The following is an 18,374-nucleotide window of genomic DNA, read 5'->3' on the forward strand; positions in this document are numbered from 1 at the left end:
ACGTCGAGGCCTCGTCCAAGGCGGAGTAGAAGCAGTGGGCGGCGGAACTCGACGCGGTGCTGGACGCCCGTTTCGAGGACTCCGACGCGTAGGAGATCTCCGTGGCGGCCAAGGCGGTTCGGTCTCCCGAGCCGTGCCGGACCGGCGTCCTTGTCCCCCGTAGGTCCCCCGTGCTTCCCCATCCCCCGTCCCCCCGGGGCCCCGTGCTCCGCGTCCCCCCTGTGGTGCCGGACAACCCGTGGTCGACGAGTTCTCCGTCGTGCACCCCCCGTTCCGTCAGGGGAGCCGCGCCGTTCCGCCGCCCCGTGTCGGCGGTGCCGGCGCCGCGCCCCTTCCGTGGTCTCCACTCTTCCCTCTGCGCAGGTGGCGCCCCATCCGCCCGCCTACTCATCTCTCCCCCTAGGTACAGGTACTCAGTCGTCCGCGCTCGTCCCCACCCGCGGCGGCCCGCCTCTGGTTACGATCGCGTCCGTGTCCGTACTCCCCCTCGTCTTCACCAGTGGCTGGGCCAGCGGGATCAACGCCTATGCGGTGATCCTCCTGTTCGGCGTCTTCGGCGCCACCGGGGTCTCCGACGAGGTGCCCGAGTCGCTGCAACGCACCGACGTCCTGATCGTCGCCGGTGTGCTCTTCCTCTGCGAGGCGGTGGCGGACAAGATCCCTTACGTCGACTCGATATGGGATGCGGTGCACACCGTGATCCGACCGGTTGCGGGCGCGGTCGTGGCCGCGCTGCTGGCCGGGGAGAGCGGGTCGCTGCCGGAGATCACGGCCGGCGCCATCGGCGGCTCGACCGCCCTGATGAGCCATCTCGTCAAGTCCGGCACCCGGATGGCGATCAACACCTCGCCCGAGCCGTTCAGCAATGTCGCGATGAGCGTCGCCGAGGACCTGGGCGTCGCGGGGATCATCACCTTCGCCGTCTTCAACCCGGTGGCCGCGGCGATCATCGCCGCCACGCTGCTGGTCCTCGGCATGGTCGTCGTGGTGTTCCTGGCCTCCAAAATCCGCCGGTTCCTGCGCCGCAGAGCGCAGCGGCGCGAGGAGAAACGACTGGCCGCCACGGTGGCCGGCCGCCCACCGGACTGAGTGTCACAGGCTGCCGATACAGTCCCTGACATGGCACGGATTGCGGTGATCGGCGCCGGGATGGGCGCCATGGCGGCTGCCGCCCGGCTGGCCGTGGCAGGCCACCGGGTGACGGTGTACGAGCGCTCGGCGACGTACGGCGGCGCGCTGGGCGCCTTCGAGCACGACGGGTTCGTCTTCGACACCGGCCCGGGTCTGCTGCATCTACCCGCCGTCTGGCGGGACTTGTTCCTGAAAACCGGCAAGGAGCCGCTGGAGCGGTGCGTCGGTCTGAGCGAGGTCGACCCCGCGAGCCGGCACCTGTTCGCCGACGGCTCGGCGGTGACCCTGCCGAACGCCTCGCGGGCCGGCATCGTCTCCGCGCTGGAGTCGTCGCTGGGCGCCGGAGCCGGTGAGCGGTGGGGCGACTTCCTCGGACGGGCGCGGGACACCTGGGACCGCTCCCGCCGGCCGCTGCTTGAGGAGCCCCTGTGGGACGACTGGCAGGTGCTGGGCCGGGATCCCTACCCGGCCGTGCGGCAGCGCAGAATGTTGCGCACCCGGCAGGCAGCCACCGTCGCCGAGGTCGGCGTCCTGGAGCTGGCCGACCCCCGGCTGGCCGCGCTCTTCGAGGGCTGCGCCCTGGCGTACGGCCTGGACCCCCGGCTCGCCCCCGCGAGCGCCGCCCTGCTGCCGTACATGGAACAGACCTTCGGCAGCTGGTATGTCGCGGGCGGCATGCGGGAGTTGGCCCGCGCGGTGTACGAGCGCTGTCTGGCCCGCAAGGTGGAGTTCGTCTTCGGGTCGGAGGTGACGTCGGTCGTGGTGCGGGACGGTCGCGCGGCCGGTGTCGAGCTCGCCGAGGGCGCTTTCGCCGGAGCCGACCATGTGGTGGCAGGCGCGGACACCCCGCTTCCGGCCGGGCAGGAGCTGTGGGGGGAAGGTGACGTTCGTCCGCAAGTGGCGCCCGAGGGAGGGCAGTTGACGGGCCGGTTCACCGTTTTGCTGGGGCTGCGCGGGGCACGGCCCGCCTCGGCCGTCCACCGGAGCGTGGTTCACTCCCCCGACACCGGCGCGGAGGCGGCGGCCGTCTTCGGCGGCCGACTCGCCGAGCGGCCCACGGTCACCGTGCTGCGGCCCGACGACCCGCGCACCCGCCCGGACGACACACACGAGGCGGTCACCGTCACCGCGACGGTGACCGGCCACGGCGGCGCGGTCGACTGGAGGGACAAGGCGCTGCGCGAGCGCTGCACGGAAGCGCTGATCGACGCAGCGGGCACAGCGGTCGAGGACCTGCGCGCACGGGCGCTGTGGCACGAGATCCTGACGCCCGCCGAGACGGGTGCCGTCCCGGCGCCGTCGCTCGCCGGGTTCGGCGGCCGGTATCTGCACCCCGCGAACAGCACCCGGCTGCCCGGGCTTCATCTGGTCGGCGGACGCTCGCATCCCGGCGGCGGACTGGCGCACGCCGGCATGTCGGGGGCGCTCGTGGCCGGACTCGTCGTGGAGGGCGCGGACTTCCGCGGCTCGCGGTGAGGCGCGGGGGGCTCCGCCGCTGACGTTACGACAGTCGGCGCCGGCTCGGACGGGGTCCGACCGCGGCTCAGAAGCGGTACTGCTGCTCGTTGTACTCGTTGTCGTAGCCGTACGGCGACTGCTGTTCCCCGGGCACCTGCTGGTCGGTGTCCCGCTGCTGCGGAACCCACACCCCGCCGGGCGGAGTGTCGCTGTACGACGGCTGCGCGTAGTACGGATCGGTGTACTGCTGCTGCTGCGGGCTGCCGAAGCTGTCGTAGTTCTCGTAGGTGCTGTACTGCTGGCCGCCCACGTAGGGGTCGGAGTACGCGGCGTACTGCTGCTGGTCGGTGCCGTAGTCGTACTGCCCGGCGAAGGCGTCCTGGCCCGTGGGCTGCTGGTCGTAGCCGTAGTACGGGTCGTACTGGCTGTCGGTGCTGCTCGCGGGCTGCCCGTAGTTATCGGCGTTCTGGGCGTTCTGGTCCTGCTGCATCGCCGCGTAGGCCGCGTCGCTGTAGACGCCGTACTGCCCGGTGTCGTCGGGCAGCGGCTGCGGCTCGTAGACCGGCTCGGGGTCCAGGTCGGGGGCGGCGGGAGCCTCGTAGGCGAGGTCCGACACCTCCAGCGTGGGTTCACGCGTAACGGCTTCGCCCTGCCGCCCACCGGACTTGCGGCGGCGGCTCGCGCCGGGGCTGCCGCCGAGGGCCCAGCCGGTGGAGAAGCCGCGACGGAAGGAGAGCGTCACATAGGTCTGTCCCACGGCGAAGGCGATGGCACCGAGCGCGATCACGACCACGGACGGCAGCAGCACGCCGAAGACGACGCACAGGAATCCGCCGAAGGCCAACAGCCGCCAGCGCAGCCGCGCCTTGTACTGCAGCAGCACCTCGCCGAGCAGCCACAGCGCGACGACTCCGAACGCGACGTAGAGGACCGTCCAGCCCATGCCCGCCCCTCTCCTTCGGCCGCCGCCCCCGGTCGGGTCGGGTACGACCGATCACAACTGCTCGTGCAGTCCGAGATTCTCGTAGATTTCGAGCGTCGCCGTGGAGTTGTTGAGCGTAATGAAGTGCAGTCCGGGGACACCCTCGGAGAGCAGCTCGGCGCAGAACTCCGTTGCGAACTCGATCCCCATGGAGCGTACAGCCGCCGGATCGTCCTTGACCGTGAGGATGCTCTCTTTCAGGTCCCCAGGGATGGATGCGTTGCTGAGCTGGGCAAACCGCTCGAGCTGTTTGACGCTGGTGACGGGCATGATCTCGGGGATGATCGGGGTGGTGCAGTCCGCGGCCGCGACCCGGTCACGCAGCCGCAGATAGTCCTCGGCCTTGAAGAACATCTGGGTGATCGCGTAGTCCGCGCCCGCGCGGCACTTGTCGACGAAGTGCCGGGTGTCGGTCTCCCAGTCGGCGGACCGGGGATGCATCTCCGGGAAGGCTGCCACGCCGACACAGAAGTCGCCCGACTCCTTGATCAGGCGCACCAGTTCGGCCGCGTACTGCACGCCGTCGGGGTGCTTGACCCAGTCGCCCATCGGGTCGCCGGGCGGGTCGCCCCGGACGGCGAGGATGTTGCGGATCCCGGCGTCGGCGTACTGACCGATCATGTTCCGCAGTTCGGCGATCGAGTGGTTGACCGCGGTGAGGTGCGCGACGGGGGTGAGTGTCGTGTCCGCGGCGATCTGCTCGGTGGCCTTGACCGTGCCGGCGCGGGTGGAGCCGCCGGCGCCGTAGGTCACGGAGACGAAGCTGGGGGCGACCGCCTCGACCCGGCGCAGAGCGTTCCAGAGGTTGCGCTCGCCCTTTTCCGTCTTAGGCGCCCAGAACTCGAAGGAGTAGGACGTCTTGCCGGTCGCGAGCAGCTCACGCACCGTCCGTGCGCGGTCCGTCCTGGTGGAAGCTGTTCCGAGGGCCATACCCGCAGGTTATCCACGCCCAGGGGGTGACCCAACCGGAGTCCACCCATCGGACACCGATTGTTCGCCCTCGGCCTACTCTCCGCGCTCGCGGATCCGCTTGGCCAGATGGGCCGCCGCGGCCGCCGGATCGGCCGCCTCGGTGACCGCCCGGACGACGACGGCCCGGCGGGCGCCCGCGTCGAGGACTTCGTCAAGATTGCCCGCGTCGATGCCGCCGATCGCGAACCAGGGGCGGTCGGTGCCCAGCGCGGCGGTGGAGCGCACGAGGTCCAGGCCGGGGGCGTGCCGGCCGGGCTTGGTGGGCGTCGGCCAGCAGGGGCCCGTGCAGAAGTAGTCCACGCCGGGCTCGACGGCCGCCGCGGCGGCCTCGGAGGCGGCGTGCGTGGAGCGGCCGATGAGGACCTCGTCACCGAGAATGGCGCGGGCGGCCGGGACGGGCAGATCGCCCTGGCCCAGATGCAGGACCGCGGCGCCGATGGCATGGGCGACGTCCGCGCGGTCGTTCACGGCGAGCAGCTTGCCGTGCCGGCGGCAGGCGTCGGCGAAGACCTGGAGGTGCTCCAGCTCCTCGGCCGCCTCCATGCCCTTGTCGCGCAGCTGCACGATGTCGACGCCGGAGGCGAGCACCGTGTCGAGGAACGCGGCGAGGTCGCCCTGCTTCTTGCGGGCGTCCGTGCACAGATACAGCCGGGCGTCGGACAGCAGCGCGCGAGCCGTGGACATGGCGATTCCCCCCGGGGCGGGTCGGCGGTGTGCGGGCAGGGCGCTACGGCCCCGTCCGCACACCGCTTGATGGTGTCTTCAGGGCGTCAGACGGCGAGCGCCTGGGCCCGGCGCTTCACCTCCGTGCCGCGATTCTCGCTGAGCGCCTGCGCGGGGGTGCCGGGCAGGGTCGGGTCGGGGGTGAAGAGCCACTCCAGCATCTCTTCGTCGGAGAAGCCGTCGTCCCTCAGGAGCGTCAGGGTGCCGGAGAGGCCCTTGACGACCTTCTCGCCGCTGATGAAGGCGGCGGGAACCTGGAGCACCCGGTTCTCACCTCGGCGCACCGCGATCAGCTGGCCCTCCTTGACCAGCTGCCGGACGCGCGTCACCTCGACATCGAGCATTTCCGCGATGTCGGGGAGGGTGAGCCAGGCGGGGACGAGAGCATCGATCTTTGCGTCAATCTCGGTCACAGGACAAGCCTGCCATCTGGGACTGACAGTGGGTAGCGCTGCCTCGCGCACCGACGCCCCGATCAGCCCGGAATCGGGAAGAATGCGCAGGTCAGCGCGGAACTGTCGGGAGAGAGCCTGCTCACAGCGAAGCGGCCTTCAGAGGGACCGAGGGGTCCGCGGCCGTCGTCGGATCCAGCCGTGTGCCCGTCAGGACGAGTTTGCGGCCCTGCGCCAGATCGCGCGGCCTGCCCACCGCGAGGAGGGCGACGAGCGCTCCCTCCCGCAGCCACAGCACCGACCAGGAGGCACCCGCCGGGTCCCCGCGCCACACCATCGTGTCGGCGACGGCGTGGTGGCCCACGTACTGCACGAACCGGCCGAACTGCTCGGACCAGAAGTACGGGACGGGGTCGTAGATCTGCGCCGGTTCGCCGAGATCCTCCGCGATCACGTTGGCGGCGACCGTGCGCGGTCCCTGGAGTGCGTTGTCCCAGTGGTGCACGAGCAGCCGCTGCCCGTACCGGGAGGACGGGAAGGAGGCGCAGTCACCGACGGCGTACACATCGGGCAGCGAGGTGCGCAGATACTCGTCGGCGGTGATCGCGCCGTCCGGACCGAGCGCGATGCCGCAGCCGGTGAGCCAGCGGGTGGCGGGCCGTGCGCCGATGCCGACGACGACGGCCCCGGCGGCGAGCCGCCTGCCGTCCGAGAGAATCACCGTGCCGGGCTCGATCTCCTCCACCCGTGAGCCCGTGAGCAGTTCGATGCCGTACTCCGCGTACCAGTCGGTCATCGTGGCGGCGACCTCGCCGGGCAGCGCGCCGGCGAGGGGGCGGTCCGCGGCCTCGACGACTGTGACCGTGCAGCCGGCCTCGCGCGCCGCGGTCGCGAACTCCGCGCCGATCCAGCCCGCGCCGACGACCACGATGTCGTGCTGCCGCGCGAGCACGGGACGCAGCCGGGCGGCGTCGTCGAGGGTGCGCAGCAGATGGACGCCGGGCACCGACGCGGCCCCCGGCAGATGGACGGGTTCGGCGCCGCTGGCGACGACCAGGACGTCGTAGGGGACGGGCCCGGCCTCGGTGTCCAGTTCGTGTTCCTGCGGACGGACACCGGTCACCTCGCAGCCGAGCCGCAGCCCGATGCCGAGGGCCTCGAAATCGACGTCGAAGGCCGAGCCCTCCGCCTTGCCGAGGAGGACGGCCTTGGACAGCGGGGGACGGTCGTACGGCTGATGGGGTTCGGCGCCGATGAGGGTGACCGGACCGGTGAAGCCCTGTTCGCGCAGGGCCACGGCGGTCTGCACGCCCGCCATCCCGGCTCCGACGACGACCACGCGCCGCGCCTGCTGTGTCTGCTGCTCGCTCACCCGTCAACCTTACGCATCCCGCGACCTCACCTGACACCTCGTCAGGACAGCGGCTGCTCCACGACGCTCGTCCCGCTGCCCTCCTGCGACTCCCACTCCCAGCTCTCCTCCAGGCGCAGTCTGCCGTCCGGCAGCTCGGCGACCGTCGAGACGCAGTGCCCTGACGCGGTACGGCCGTCGGTCTTCAACTGCACGTACCGGAAGTCGATCCGGTCCCCCTCACGGGTGCCCACCAGATGACCGCGGACGACGTCGCCGCCCGCGTACTCGGCCCAGATGTGCCCGTCCCGCTCGTGGTACGTGAAGCGGGTACGGGTGCCGACCTGGCCCGGAGCCTGGTCCGCGACCGGCACCAGAACGACTCCGTCGAGCGACCCCGCCATCGGATACACCTCCTGTACCGCAGGCCATGGGAGGCCGTCGCTCCCTTACTGCGACACCGGGCCCGGGGTTAGGCTGGCCACCGTAAGACACTCGCGGGAGTCCGGACGCACCGGGCTGAGAGGGAGGCTGGACGGCCTCCGACCGTACGAACCTGATCCGGGTCATGCCGGCGAAGGGAGGGGCTGGACGCCCATGTCGCGTATCCCACACACGCGCGCCTCAGACGTTCTCGTCGTCGGGGGCGGAATCATCGGACTGGTCACGGCCTGGCGCGCGGCCCAGCGCGGACTGGCCGTCACCGTCGCCGATCCGGAGCCGGGCGGCGGCGCGGCGCAGGTCGCCGCGGGCATGCTCGCCGCCGTCACCGAACTGCACTACGGCGAGCAGACGCTGCTCGCGCTCAACGTCGCGTCCGCACAGCGCTATCCGGCGTTCGTCGCCGAGCTGGAGGAGGCGAGCGGACAGGGCGTCGGCTACCGCGCCTGCGGGACGCTCGCCGTCGCTCTCGACGCCGACGACCGCGCCCATCTGCGGGAACTGCACGCCCTGCAACGGCGTTCCGGGCTCGCCTCCGAGTGGCTGACCGGCCGTGAGTGCCGGCGCCTGGAGCCCATGCTCGCTCCCGGTGTCCGCGGCGGTCTGCGGGTGGACGGCGACCACCAGGTCGACCCGCGCCGCCTCGCGTCCGCGCTGGTCACGGCGTGCGAGCGGGCGGGAGTGGTCTTCCGTCACGGCTGGGCGGAACGGCTGACCGTCACGGGCGACCGGGCGGCCGGTGTCGTCCTCGCCGACGGGGAGGAGCTCACCGCCGACCAGGTGGTGCTCGCCGGCGGCAGTCTGAGCGGCAGGCTCCAGGGCGTCCCGGCGGACGTGCTGCCTCCCGTCCGTCCGGTGAAGGGCCAGGTCCTGCGGCTGACCGTGCCTTCCGCGTACGCGCCCTTCCTGTCCAGGACCGTCCGTGCGGTGGTCCGCGGCAGCGATGTCTATCTGGTGCCGCGCGAGAACGGCGAGCTGGTCGTCGGCGCGACCAGCGAGGAGCTCGGCTGGGACACCACGGTCACCGCGGGCGGTGTGTACGAGCTGCTGCGCGACGCCCACGAGCTGGTGCCCGGCATCACGGAGCTGCCGCTCACCGAGACCCGCGCGGGCTTGCGCCCCGCCTCCCCCGACAACGCGCCGCTGCTCGGCCCGACCGCGCTGCCCGGCCTGCACCTGGCCACCGGTCACCACCGCAACGGGGTCCTCCTGACGCCCGTCACCGGTGATGTGATGGCCGCGGCCCTGGTCTCCGGCTCGCTCCCCGACGAGGCCCGCCCCTTCACCCCTCGCCGCTTCTCCACCGTCTCCCAGGAGCAGCCCGCATGAACGTCTCCGTCAACGGCGAGACCAGGATGCTCGCCACCGGAACCACACTCGACACCCTGGTCACGGAGCTGACCGCCGCCCCGTCCGGCGTCGCCGCCGCCGTCAACGAGACCGTGGTCCCGCGCAGCGCGTGGGCGGGCACCCAGCTCGACGACGGCGACCGTGTCGAGGTCCTCACCGCAGTCCAGGGAGGCTGATCAGCCATGGCCGACGACCGTCTCACCATCGGTGACACCACCTTCAACTCCCGGCTGATCATGGGCACCGGCGGTGCGCCCAGCCTCGATGTCCTGGAGCGCTCCCTGATCGCGAGCGGCACCGAACTCACCACCGTCGCGATGCGCCGCCTGGACCCGACGGTCCAGGGTTCCGTGCTCTCCGTCCTGGAGCGGCTCGGCATCCGCGTCCTGCCCAACACGGCCGGCTGCTTCACCGCGGGCGAGGCCGTCCTGACCGCCCGGCTCGCGCGCGAGGCGCTCGGGACGGACTGGGTGAAACTCGAGGTCGTCGCGGACGAGCGCACCCTGCTGCCCGATCCGATCGAGCTGCTCGACGCGGCGGAAACCCTGGTCGACGACGGGTTCACGGTCCTGCCGTACACCAACGACGATCCGGTGCTCGCGCGCAAGCTGGAGGACGTGGGGTGCGCGGCGATCATGCCGCTGGGCTCCCCCATCGGCTCCGGCCTCGGCATCCGCAACCCGCACAACTTCCAGCTGATCGTCGAGCACGCGCGCGTCCCGGTGATCCTGGACGCGGGCGCGGGCACGGCGTCCGACGCTGCGCTGGCGATGGAGCTGGGGTGCACGGCGGTGATGCTGGCGTCGGCGGTCACCCGGGCGCAGGAGCCGGTCCTGATGGCGGAGGCGATGCGGCACGCGGTGGAGGCGGGCCGCCTGGCGTACCGGGCGGGCCGCATCCCCCGCCGCCACTTCGCCGCGGCGTCGTCGCCCCAGGAGGGCCGAGCCCGTCTGGACCCGGAACGCCCGGCGTTCTGACAACATCGAGCCCCCGCTGACGGTGGCGGGTGGTCCGGGGGCAGCGCCGCCGCACCCGCCGACGGTGGCGGAGGTCCGGGGGCAGTGCCCCCGCAAGCCCCCGCACCGGCCCGGCTCGGCCCCATCCGGCGGCGCACGCTTCGTCCTCGACCGCCGGACGGGCCGACACCGCCCACCCCCAGGAGTCACATCGAGTCCCGCCGGCGATGGAGGCGGGGGGCGAGTTTCAGCCGCGCCGGTGATTGAGGCGCGACCCCCCGAACACCACCGCCCCGCAACGCCCCGCACCCGTCCCCCTCCGCCCGTCCCGCCGGCCGTCCCACGTCGAAAGCCGGTCGCGCGGGACCCGGCCCGCACAAGCGCGTCTGCTGTCACAGCTCGGCTGCAGTACGGCTCCGGTCCCGCCCCGGGACGTCAGGGGTGTCCGTGGTGACTCGTAGAATCTCCACGTGGACACGACCCTCAAGGACCCCCTCGTCGGGCAGCTGCTCGACGGCCGCTACCGCGTCGACGCGCGTATCGCCGTCGGCGGTATGGCCACGGTCTACCGGGCGGTCGACACCAGACTCGACCGGGAGCTCGCCCTCAAGGTGATGCACCCGGCCCTCGCGACGGACGCCGCCTTCGTGGAGCGATTCATCCGCGAGGCCAAGTCCGTCGCCCGGCTCTCCCACCCCAATGTGGTGGGGGTCTTCGACCAGGGCGCCGAAGGTGCGTACGTCTATCTGGCCATGGAGTACGTGGCGGGCTGCACCCTGCGTGACGTCCTGCGCGAGCGCGGCGCGCTCCAGCCGCGGGCCGCGCTGGACATCCTGGAGCCCGTGCTCGCCGCGCTCGGCGCGGCGCACCGGGCCGGGTTCGTCCACCGGGACATGAAGCCGGAGAACGTGCTGATAGGGGACGACGGCAGGGTCAAGGTCGCCGACTTCGGCCTGGTGCGCGCGGTCGGCTCCGTCACCAACACCACCGGCACCGTCCTCGGCACCGTCTCCTACCTCGCCCCGGAGCAGATCGAGTACGGCACGGCCGACACCCGCGCCGATGTGTACGCCTGCGGTGTCGTCCTCTACGAGATGCTGACCGGGGGCAAGCCGCACTCCGGCGACACCCCGGCCCAGGTACTCTTCCAGCATCTGAACGAGGACATTCCGGCGCCGTCCGCGCTCGTCCCGGGCCTCGCCGTCGAGCTCGACGAGCTGGTCGCGAGTGCCACCGCCCGCAATCCCGAGATCCGCCCGTACGACGCGGTGGCGCTGCTCGCGCTGGTCCGCGAGGCCCGTGCCGCGCTCGGCGACGACCAGCTGGACCTGGTGCCTCCGCAGGCGCTCCAGCAGGAGCCGCAGACGTACGCGACCGGCGCGGACACGGGCCCGGAGGAGCGTACGGACGTCATCCCGCGCGTGCTGCCCGGCGAAGAACCGCAGGTCAACCACACGGCCAGGATGGCGATGCCGCCCGCGCCTCCGCAGCACCGCCCGGACCGTGCCGGCCGCTCCCGCGTGCCGCGGCGCGGTGTGGTCGCGATCCTTGTCGCCGTCTTCCTGGTGCTCGGTGCCGGGGCCGGCGTCTGGTACATCAATTCCGGCCAGTTCACTCGCGTCCCGGCCCTGATCGGCAAGTCCGAGCAGGACGCCCGGCAGGAGCTCAAGGACGCCGGCCTCGAGGTGAAGACCGTCCGGCGCGACTTCAGCGAGACGGTCGACCGCGGCTCGGTCATCAACAGCGACCCCGGCACCAACGAACGCATCCGCGGCAACGACTCGGTGACGCTCATCGTCTCGCGCGGCCCGAAGATCGTCCGGGTCCCCGACGTCGGCGGCGACCCGCTCGCCACGGCCGAGAGCAAGCTCAAGAAGGCCGGGCTCGCGCCCGGGGTGGTCACCAAGGAGTTCAGCGAGGATGTGCCCCAGGGCCGTGTCGTGAGCACCGAGCCGGCGGCCGGGGCCCGGCGCAGCCCGGACTCGGCGGTCGCGATCGTCGTCAGCAAGGGCTCCCCCGTCGAGGTCCCCGGCGTGATCGGCGACTCCGTCGAGGATGCGACCGGCGAGCTGGAGGACGCCGGCTTCACGGTCAAGGTCGCCCCCGCGCAGGTCAACTCGCCACAGGAGGCCGGCACCGTCGCCCGCCAGTCGGCGGCCGAGGGAGCCGAGCTGGCCTCGGGCGACACGATCACGCTGACCGTCTCCAAGGGGCCGCGCGCGATCGACGTCCCCGATGTCGTCGGGATGAGCGTCGACGAGGCCACCGCCGAGCTGGAGGACGCGGGCTTCGAGGTGGACGTCGAGAAGACCTTCCCCTTCCTCGGCGACACCGTCGCGAGCCAGTCCCCGGCCGCGGACGGCAAGGCGCCCGAGGGCAGCACGATCACCATCAAGACCAAGGGAATCTAGCGACACATGCGCAATCCCGTCGGCGGCCACGTCCCCGTGGCCGGCGGACTCGCCAAGGTCGGTCTCGGCTACGCGACGGAGCTACGGGCGGAGACCGTCCAGGTCTTCGTCGCCAATCCGCGCGGCTGGGCGACACCGCCGGGCAATCCCGCGCAGGACGAGCTGTTCCGCTCCGAGTGCGCCGCCGCGGACATGCCGGCGTACGTCCATGCTCCGTATCTGATCAACTTCGGCTCCCACACCGAGGCGACCGTCGAGCGGTCCGTGGACTCGTTGCGCCACTCGCTGCGCCGCGCCCGGGAGATAGGTGCCCAGGGCGTCGTCGTGCACACCGGGTCGGCGACGGGCGGGCGTCCGCGGGAGGTGGCGCTGGCGCAGGTGCGCGAGCGGATGCTGCCGCTGCTGGACGAGCTGACGCACGACGACGATCCGTTCCTGCTGCTGGAGTCGACGGCCGGGCAGGGGTTCTCGCTCTGCTCGCGGACCTGGGACTTCGGGCCGTACTTCGCCGCTCTGGACGCCCATCCCAAACTCGGGGTCTGTCTCGACACCTGCCATCTGTTCGCGGCCGGACACGACCTGGCGGCACCGGGCGGTATGGCGCAGGCGCTGGACCTGCTGGTGGAGACGGTCGGCGAAGGGCGCCTCAAGCTGATCCACGCCAACGACTCGAAGGATGTGGCGGGAGCCCACAAGGACCGTCACGAGAACATCGGCGCGGGTCACATCGGTGAGGAACCGTTCCGGGAGCTCATGCGCCACCCCGCGACCGAGGGGGTGCCGCTGATCATCGAGACCCCGGGCGGCAAGGAGGGCCACGCGGCGGACGTGGCCCGGCTGAAAGCACTCCGCGACTGACCGTCCCACGCTTCCCGGCGGCCGGCGCGGACGACGACGGGCCCTACAGCTCGGGGCCGTCCCCCGGCTCCTCCTGGTACGAGTAGCGCTGCTCGCGCCAGGGATCGCCGAGGTTGTGATAGCCCCGCTCCTCCCAGAAGCCACGCCGGTCGTCGGTCATGTACTCCACACCGCGGACCCACTTGGGCCCTTTCCAGGCGTAGAGATGCGGCACGACCAGACGCAGGGGGAAGCCGTGCTCGGCGGTGAGCAGTTCACCGTCCTTGTGGGTGGCGAAGATCGTGCGCTCCGAGGTGAAGTCGGAGAGCCGCACATTGGCGCTGTAGCCGTACTCGGCCCAGACCATGACATGGGTGACGTTCGTGGCCGGCGGCGCGAGGGCGACCAGTTCGCGGGCGGGAACACCACCCCATTCGGCCCCCAGCATGCTGAACTTCGTCACGCAGTGCAGATCGGCGACGACCGACGAGAAGGGCAGCGCCGAGAACTCCTCGTGGTTCCAGCAGTGTTTGTCGCCGTCGGCCGTGGCGCCGAAAATCCTGAACTCCCAGCGGTCCGGCTTGAACTTGGGTACGGGCCCGTAGTGGGTGACCGGCCAGCCTCGCTGCAGTCGCTGACCCGGCGGAAGCTCGGACTCCTCTGATGCGCGGTATTCCCGGCTTTCCGGCTGACCCATGTCTTCCATGGTGACAGACCGCATGGGGTGGTCATGACCAGGTCTGGGCCGATTCGGGCAACTCCTACTAAGGAGGCACTTACTGGACGGGCTGACGGACACGGTGGAAGGATGCGGCCACTTGCCCCGGTACCAAGCGCGGAAGGAGCCTCTGCGATGCAGGGCGACCCCGAGGTCATCGAGTTCCTCAACGAGCAGCTGACCGCCGAATTGACCGCGATCAACCAGTACTTCCTGCACGCGAAGATGCAGGAGAACTTCGGCTGGACGAAGCTTGCCAAGTACACCCGGTCGGAGTCGTTCGACGAGATGAAGCACGCGGAAGTGCTCACCGACCGGATTCTCTTCCTCGACGGACTTCCGAACTACCAGCGCCTGTTCCACGTACGCATCGGCCAGACGGTCACCGAGATGTTCCAGGCGGACCGGCAGGTCGAGGTGGAGGCGATCGACCGTCTCCGGCGCGGTATCGACATCATGCGCGCCAAGGGTGACGTCACGTCCGCGAACATCTTCGAGTCGATCCTCGAGGACGAGGAGCACCACATCGACTATCTCGACACCCAGCTGGACCTGATCGAGAAGCTCGGTGAGCCGCTCTACATCGCGCAGCTGATCGAGCAGCCCGACAGCTGACGTACGCCGAGGGCGGCGGCCCGGGCCCTGTCGGGCTCTGCGGGCACCGCAGCGGTGCGGTGCGGTGCGGTGCGGTGCGGTGCGGTGCGGTGCGGTGCGGTGCGGTGCGGTGCGGTGCGGTGCGGTGCGGTCAGGCTAGGCGGCCTCGTCGAGCTCCGCGAGGCCGGCTGTGAGAGCGGGTTTGCCCTGCTCCAGCAACTCACGCCGCGGACAGGTGCCGCGGCCGAGGATCGACTGGATCGTGCGCACGCACGAGCCGCAGTCGGTACCCGCCTTGGAGGCGGAGGCGATCTGACGGGGAGTGCAGGCACCCGCGTCCGCGTGCTCCTTGACCTGCTTCTCGGTGACGCCGAAGCATGAGCATACGTACACGCGGTTCACCTCCCGGCCGGTCGTTCGTCTGCCTTCCGATTGCTCGGTGAGGCTAACCTAACCTTACCCGCCATGGCCAGTGCACGAAAGCGGTGTGGGGCGCGGATCACATCGATCCACGCCCCACAGCCGTACTCACAAGATCACTGGTCGCGGTACATCTCCGCGACCAGGAACGCCAGATCCAGGGACTGGCTGCGGTTCAGTCGCGGGTCACAGGCCGTCTCGTAGCGCTGGTGCAGATCGTCGACGAAGATCTCGTCACCACCGCCCACGCACTCGGTGACGTCGTCACCGGTGAGCTCGACATGGATGCCGCCCGGGTGCGTGCCCAGGGCCTTGTGGACCTCGAAGAAGCCCTTGACCTCGTCGAGCACGTCGTCGAAGCGCCGGGTCTTGTGGCCGGACGCCGCCTCGAAGGTGTTGCCGTGCATCGGGTCGGTCACCCAGGCCACCGTCGCACCGGACGCGGTGACCTTCTCGACCAGCTCGGGGAGCTTGTCGCGGACCTTGTCGGCGCCCATGCGGACGACGAAGGTCAGCCGGCCGGGCTCGCGCTCCGGGTCGAGCCTGTCGATGTACTGCAGGGCGTCGTCGACCGTGGTCGTCGGGCCGAGCTTCACACCGATGGGGTTGCGGATGCGCGAGGCGAACTCGACGTGGGCGCCGTCCAGCTGCCGGGTGCGCTCACCGATCCAGACCATGTGACCGGAGGTGTTGTAGAGCCGGCCGGTACGCGAATCGGTGCGGGTCAGCGCGCCCTCGTAATCGAGGAGCAGCGCCTCGTGGGAGGAGTAGAACTCGACCGTGCGGAACTCCGCCGGGTCGGTGCCACACGCCTCCATGAAGTTCAGCGCGTTGTCGATCTCCCGCGCGAGCTGCTCGTAGCGCTGACCCGACGGGGACGACTTCACGAAGTCCTGGTTCCAGGCGTGCACCTGGCGCAGATCGGCGTAGCCACCGGTGGTGAAGGCGCGCACCAGGTTCAGCGTCGCGGCGGACGCGTGGTACATCCGCTTCAGGCGCTCGGGGTCCGGGATGCGGGCCGCTTCGGTGAACTCGAAGCCGTTGACGGAGTCGCCCCGGTAGGTGGGCAGCGTCACGCCGTCGCGGGTCTCGGTCGGCTTGGACCGCGGCTTGGAGTACTGGCCGGCGATACGGCCGACCTTCACCACCGGCACGGAGGCCGCGTAGGTGAGGACCGCTCCCATCTGGAGGAGGGTCTTCAGCTTGTTGCGGATGTGGTCGGCGGACACGGCGTCGAAGGCCTCGGCGCAGTCGCCGCCCTGCAGCAGGAACGCCTCGCCCTTGGCGACGGCCCCCATCCGGGCGCGCAGCTGGTCGCACTCGCCCGCGAAGACGAGCGGCGGATACGACTCGAGGTCCGCGATCACATCGCGCAGAGCCTCGGCATCGGGGTACTCGGGCTGCTGCGCCGCGGGCAGGTCTCGCCAGGTGTTGCCACCGGCGGGGGTGGTTTTAGCGTTCACGGTCACACCGCCCACAGTACGGGGTTGCCGCCGGGCCGTTTCCGTCCGCCCAGCAAATGAGACGAGAAGTCCAGCATTTCTCATGCGGTAGGGTTCCGGACATGCTGACGCACTCGATCCAGAACTGGTGGTGGACCGCACATCCGGCGGCCCACTGACTGATCGCGTGCGAGCAGGAATCGCGAAGGCCGCCCGAGGGGCGGCCTTCGGTGTTTCCGGGAATCGGCCGTTCCTCCCACTCGGAAGGAACACCGGATGCCCCTCGCCCGACTGCTGGACGACGACTGCCCTCCCTTCGCCCTGCTGCGCAGGCGCACCCCCTGCCGCGACCACGACACCGTCGAGGTACTGATCGGCCCGGTGCACGAGGCGCAGGCGCTCGCCGACATCCCCGTCACCGACCGTCCCTCGCTCGCCCTCGTGCCGTTCCGGCAGATCCGGGAGCGCGGCTTCGACGTGCGCGACGACGGCACGCCGTTGAGCGTGCTGGTCGCGGACGAGTACACGGAGATGCCGCTCGCCGAGGCGCTGGAGAGACTTCCCTCGCACCGGGTCCGGGTGGAGGGGGGTTCCTTCGACGTGGACGACGCGGCGTACGCGGACATCGTCCGGCGGGTCGTCGAGGAGGAGATCGGCAGCGGAGAGGGGGCGAACTTCGTCATCCGCCGCACGTACACCGGCAGCGTTCCCGGTTTCGGCCGGGCCGACGCGCTGGCCCTGTTCCGGCGGCTGCTGTCCGGGGAGCGCGGGGCGTACTGGACCTTCGTGGTGCACACCGGCGAGCGCACGCTGGTCGGCGCCAGCCCCGAGGTGCATGTGCGGATGAGCGGCGGGACGGTCGTGATGAATCCGATCAGCGGCACCTTCCGCTATCCCCCCGAGGGGCCGACCCCGGAGGGCCTGCTCCGGTTCCTGGACGACCGCAAGGAGCGCGAGGAGCTCTCCATGGTCGTGGACGAGGAGCTGAAGATGATGTGCACGGTCGGGGACATGGGCGGCGTGGTCGTCGGGCCGCGGCTCAAGGAGATGGCCCATCTCGCGCACACCGAGTACGAGTTGCGCGGGCGGTCCTCGCTCGATGTGCGGGAGGTGCTGCGGGAGACGATGTTCGCGGCGACCGTCACCGGTTCTCCCGTACAGAACGCGTGCCGGGTCATCGAGCGGCACGAGGTGGGCGGCCGCGGCTACTACGCGGGGGCGCTCGCGCTGATCGGTACGGACGCGGGCGGAGCGCAGACCCTCGACTCCCCCATCCTGATCCGCACGGCCGACATCGACTCCCGCGGAGCCCTGCGCGTGCCGGTCGGAGCGACCCTGGTGCGGCACTCCGATCCGGAGGGCGAGGTCGCCGAGACCCATGCGAAGGCGGCCGGTGTGCTGGCCGCGCTGGGGGTACGCCCGGGGCGGCCCCGGGAGGACGCCGAGCGGCCCCGGCTCGCCGACGACCCCCGGGTGCGCGCGGCGCTGGACGCCCGCCGGGCCGACCTCGCGCCGTTCTGGCTGCGGATGCAGGACCGCAGTGCCGAGCTGACCGGCGATGCGCTGGTGATCGACGGGGAGGACACCTTCACCGCGATGCTGGCGCATCTGCTGCGCTCGACGGGTCTCACGGTGACGGTGCGACGGTACGACGAGCCGGGCCTCAGGGAGGCGGCACTGCGTCACCCGGGTCCGGTGGTGCTCGGACCCGGCCCCGGCGATCCGGCGGACGCCACCGATCCGAAGATGCGTTTCCTGCGACCGCTCACCGCCGATCTGCTGCGCGATCACCGCCACGGTCTGCTGGGCGTGTGTCTGGGGCATGAGCTGATGGCCGCCGAACTGGGCCTGGAGATCGTCAGGAAGGACGCGCCGCACCAGGGGGCGCAGGAGCGGATCGACTTCTTCGGACGGGAGGAGACGGTGGGCTTCTACAACAGCTTCACCGCGCGGTGCGACGAGCGGACCGCGGCCGAGCTGGCGATGCACCGCGTCGAGCTGAGCCGGGACGAGGTGAGCGGCGATGTGCACGCGATGCGCGGGCCGGGCTTCGCGGGCGTCCAGTTCCATCCGGAGTCGGTGCTCACGACGGACGGCGCGGCGCTGACGGCGACGATGATCGCGGGTGTGCTGGTCGGCTAGGACGGTACATCCGGCCTTCGGCGCACCCGGCCGGGTGGAGCAGCGACCGGTGTC

The 18,374-nt window shown here is 71.1% G+C and carries 19 protein-coding genes and 1 riboswitch; of the genes, 10 read left to right on the forward strand and 9 right to left on the reverse strand.

The window, feature by feature from the left end; translation table 11 throughout:
- The first annotated feature begins 471 nt into the window (after positions 1–471).
- Both ABTX78_RS29740 and ABTX78_RS29745 read left to right on the forward strand, forming a co-directional pair.
- Entirely contained in the window at positions 472–1,089 is a 618-nt protein-coding gene (locus ABTX78_RS29740) for a DUF4126 domain-containing protein (RefSeq protein ID WP_352209872.1), read from the forward strand.
- A gap of 30 nt (positions 1,090–1,119) precedes the next feature.
- Positions 1,120–2,607, forward strand: a complete 1,488-nt coding sequence (locus ABTX78_RS29745) for a phytoene desaturase family protein (RefSeq protein ID WP_352209873.1) — start codon at positions 1,120–1,122, stop codon at positions 2,605–2,607.
- A gap of 67 nt (positions 2,608–2,674) precedes the next feature.
- On the opposite strand, the gene ABTX78_RS29750 is transcribed toward ABTX78_RS29745, so the two are convergent.
- From ABTX78_RS29750 to ABTX78_RS29775, 6 genes are all read right to left on the reverse strand, one after another.
- Positions 2,675–3,532: a hypothetical protein gene (locus ABTX78_RS29750; protein WP_352209874.1), complete on the reverse strand. Its 858-nt coding sequence runs from the start codon at positions 3,530–3,532 to the stop codon at positions 2,675–2,677.
- Between the two features lie 51 nt (positions 3,533–3,583).
- Positions 3,584–4,501, reverse strand: coding sequence for a methylenetetrahydrofolate reductase [NAD(P)H] (gene metF, locus ABTX78_RS29755; protein WP_352209875.1), 918 nt, complete (start codon positions 4,499–4,501; stop codon positions 3,584–3,586).
- A gap of 75 nt (positions 4,502–4,576) precedes the next feature.
- Positions 4,577–5,227: a thiamine phosphate synthase gene (gene thiE, locus ABTX78_RS29760; RefSeq protein WP_352209876.1), complete on the reverse strand. Its 651-nt coding sequence runs from the start codon at positions 5,225–5,227 to the stop codon at positions 4,577–4,579.
- 86 nt (positions 5,228–5,313) lie between these two features.
- On the reverse strand, positions 5,314–5,679 hold the full coding sequence (locus tag ABTX78_RS29765) for an Rv2175c family DNA-binding protein (RefSeq protein WP_313946845.1): 366 nt from the start codon (positions 5,677–5,679) through the stop codon (positions 5,314–5,316).
- 121 nt (positions 5,680–5,800) lie between these two features.
- Complete coding sequence (locus ABTX78_RS29770) at positions 5,801–7,030, reverse strand: NAD(P)/FAD-dependent oxidoreductase (protein ID WP_352209877.1); 1,230 nt, start codon at positions 7,028–7,030, stop codon at positions 5,801–5,803.
- Between the two features lie 41 nt (positions 7,031–7,071).
- Positions 7,072–7,413, reverse strand: a complete 342-nt coding sequence (locus ABTX78_RS29775) for an avidin-fold protein (protein ID WP_352209878.1) — start codon at positions 7,411–7,413, stop codon at positions 7,072–7,074.
- A gap of 83 nt (positions 7,414–7,496) precedes the next feature.
- Positions 7,497–7,609, forward strand: a riboswitch (TPP riboswitch).
- Between ABTX78_RS29775 and thiO the strand changes: the two genes are divergently transcribed.
- The 5 genes from thiO (at position 7,607) to ABTX78_RS29800 (ending at position 13,025) form a co-directional block, all read left to right on the forward strand.
- Entirely contained in the window at positions 7,607–8,779 is a 1,173-nt protein-coding gene (thiO, locus tag ABTX78_RS29780) for a glycine oxidase ThiO (RefSeq protein WP_352209879.1), read from the forward strand. (Overlaps the previous riboswitch by 3 nt.)
- A complete protein-coding gene (gene thiS / locus ABTX78_RS29785) occupies positions 8,776–8,976 on the forward strand; it encodes a sulfur carrier protein ThiS (protein ID WP_352209880.1) in 201 nt (66 codons plus the stop codon). Before thiO ends, thiS begins: the two co-directional genes overlap by 4 nt.
- Positions 8,977–8,982: 6 nt before the next feature.
- Positions 8,983–9,777 (forward strand): thiazole synthase, encoded by a 795-nt coding sequence (locus ABTX78_RS29790; RefSeq protein ID WP_352209881.1) that lies wholly within the window; start codon positions 8,983–8,985, stop codon positions 9,775–9,777.
- 449 nt (positions 9,778–10,226) lie between these two features.
- Complete coding sequence (pknB, locus tag ABTX78_RS29795) at positions 10,227–12,167, forward strand: Stk1 family PASTA domain-containing Ser/Thr kinase (protein ID WP_352209882.1); 1,941 nt, start codon at positions 10,227–10,229, stop codon at positions 12,165–12,167.
- Between the two features lie 6 nt (positions 12,168–12,173).
- Entirely contained in the window at positions 12,174–13,025 is an 852-nt protein-coding gene (locus tag ABTX78_RS29800) for a deoxyribonuclease IV (RefSeq protein ID WP_352209883.1), read from the forward strand.
- A 43-nt stretch (positions 13,026–13,068) separates the two neighbouring features.
- Here ABTX78_RS29800 and ABTX78_RS29805 read toward each other — a convergent pair whose 3' ends face one another.
- A complete protein-coding gene (locus ABTX78_RS29805; RefSeq protein WP_352209884.1) occupies positions 13,069–13,701 on the reverse strand; it encodes a sulfite oxidase-like oxidoreductase in 633 nt (210 codons plus the stop codon).
- Between the two features lie 156 nt (positions 13,702–13,857).
- Here ABTX78_RS29805 and bfr point away from each other — a divergent pair, with 156 nt between their 5' ends.
- Complete coding sequence (bfr, locus tag ABTX78_RS29810) at positions 13,858–14,337, forward strand: bacterioferritin (RefSeq protein WP_313946836.1); 480 nt, start codon at positions 13,858–13,860, stop codon at positions 14,335–14,337.
- A gap of 135 nt (positions 14,338–14,472) precedes the next feature.
- Here bfr and ABTX78_RS29815 read toward each other — a convergent pair whose 3' ends face one another.
- Complete coding sequence (locus tag ABTX78_RS29815) at positions 14,473–14,718, reverse strand: (2Fe-2S)-binding protein (RefSeq protein ID WP_313946835.1); 246 nt, start codon at positions 14,716–14,718, stop codon at positions 14,473–14,475.
- A 134-nt stretch (positions 14,719–14,852) separates the two neighbouring features.
- Positions 14,853–16,205 (reverse strand): class II 3-deoxy-7-phosphoheptulonate synthase, encoded by a 1,353-nt coding sequence (locus tag ABTX78_RS29820; RefSeq protein ID WP_352209885.1) that lies wholly within the window; start codon positions 16,203–16,205, stop codon positions 14,853–14,855.
- Positions 16,206–16,300: 95 nt separating this feature from the next.
- Here ABTX78_RS29820 and ABTX78_RS29825 point away from each other — a divergent pair, with 95 nt between their 5' ends.
- Entirely contained in the window at positions 16,301–16,357 is a 57-nt protein-coding gene (locus ABTX78_RS29825; protein WP_352209957.1) for a trp operon leader peptide, read from the forward strand.
- Between the two features lie 97 nt (positions 16,358–16,454).
- Positions 16,455–18,320: an anthranilate synthase family protein gene (locus ABTX78_RS29830; protein WP_352209886.1), complete on the forward strand. Its 1,866-nt coding sequence runs from the start codon at positions 16,455–16,457 to the stop codon at positions 18,318–18,320.
- Positions 18,321–18,374: the final 54 nt, after the last annotated feature.

This window comes from Streptomyces sp. NPDC096193 (genome assembly GCF_040302905.1).
Lineage (GTDB): Bacteria > Actinomycetota > Actinomycetes > Streptomycetales > Streptomycetaceae > Streptomyces.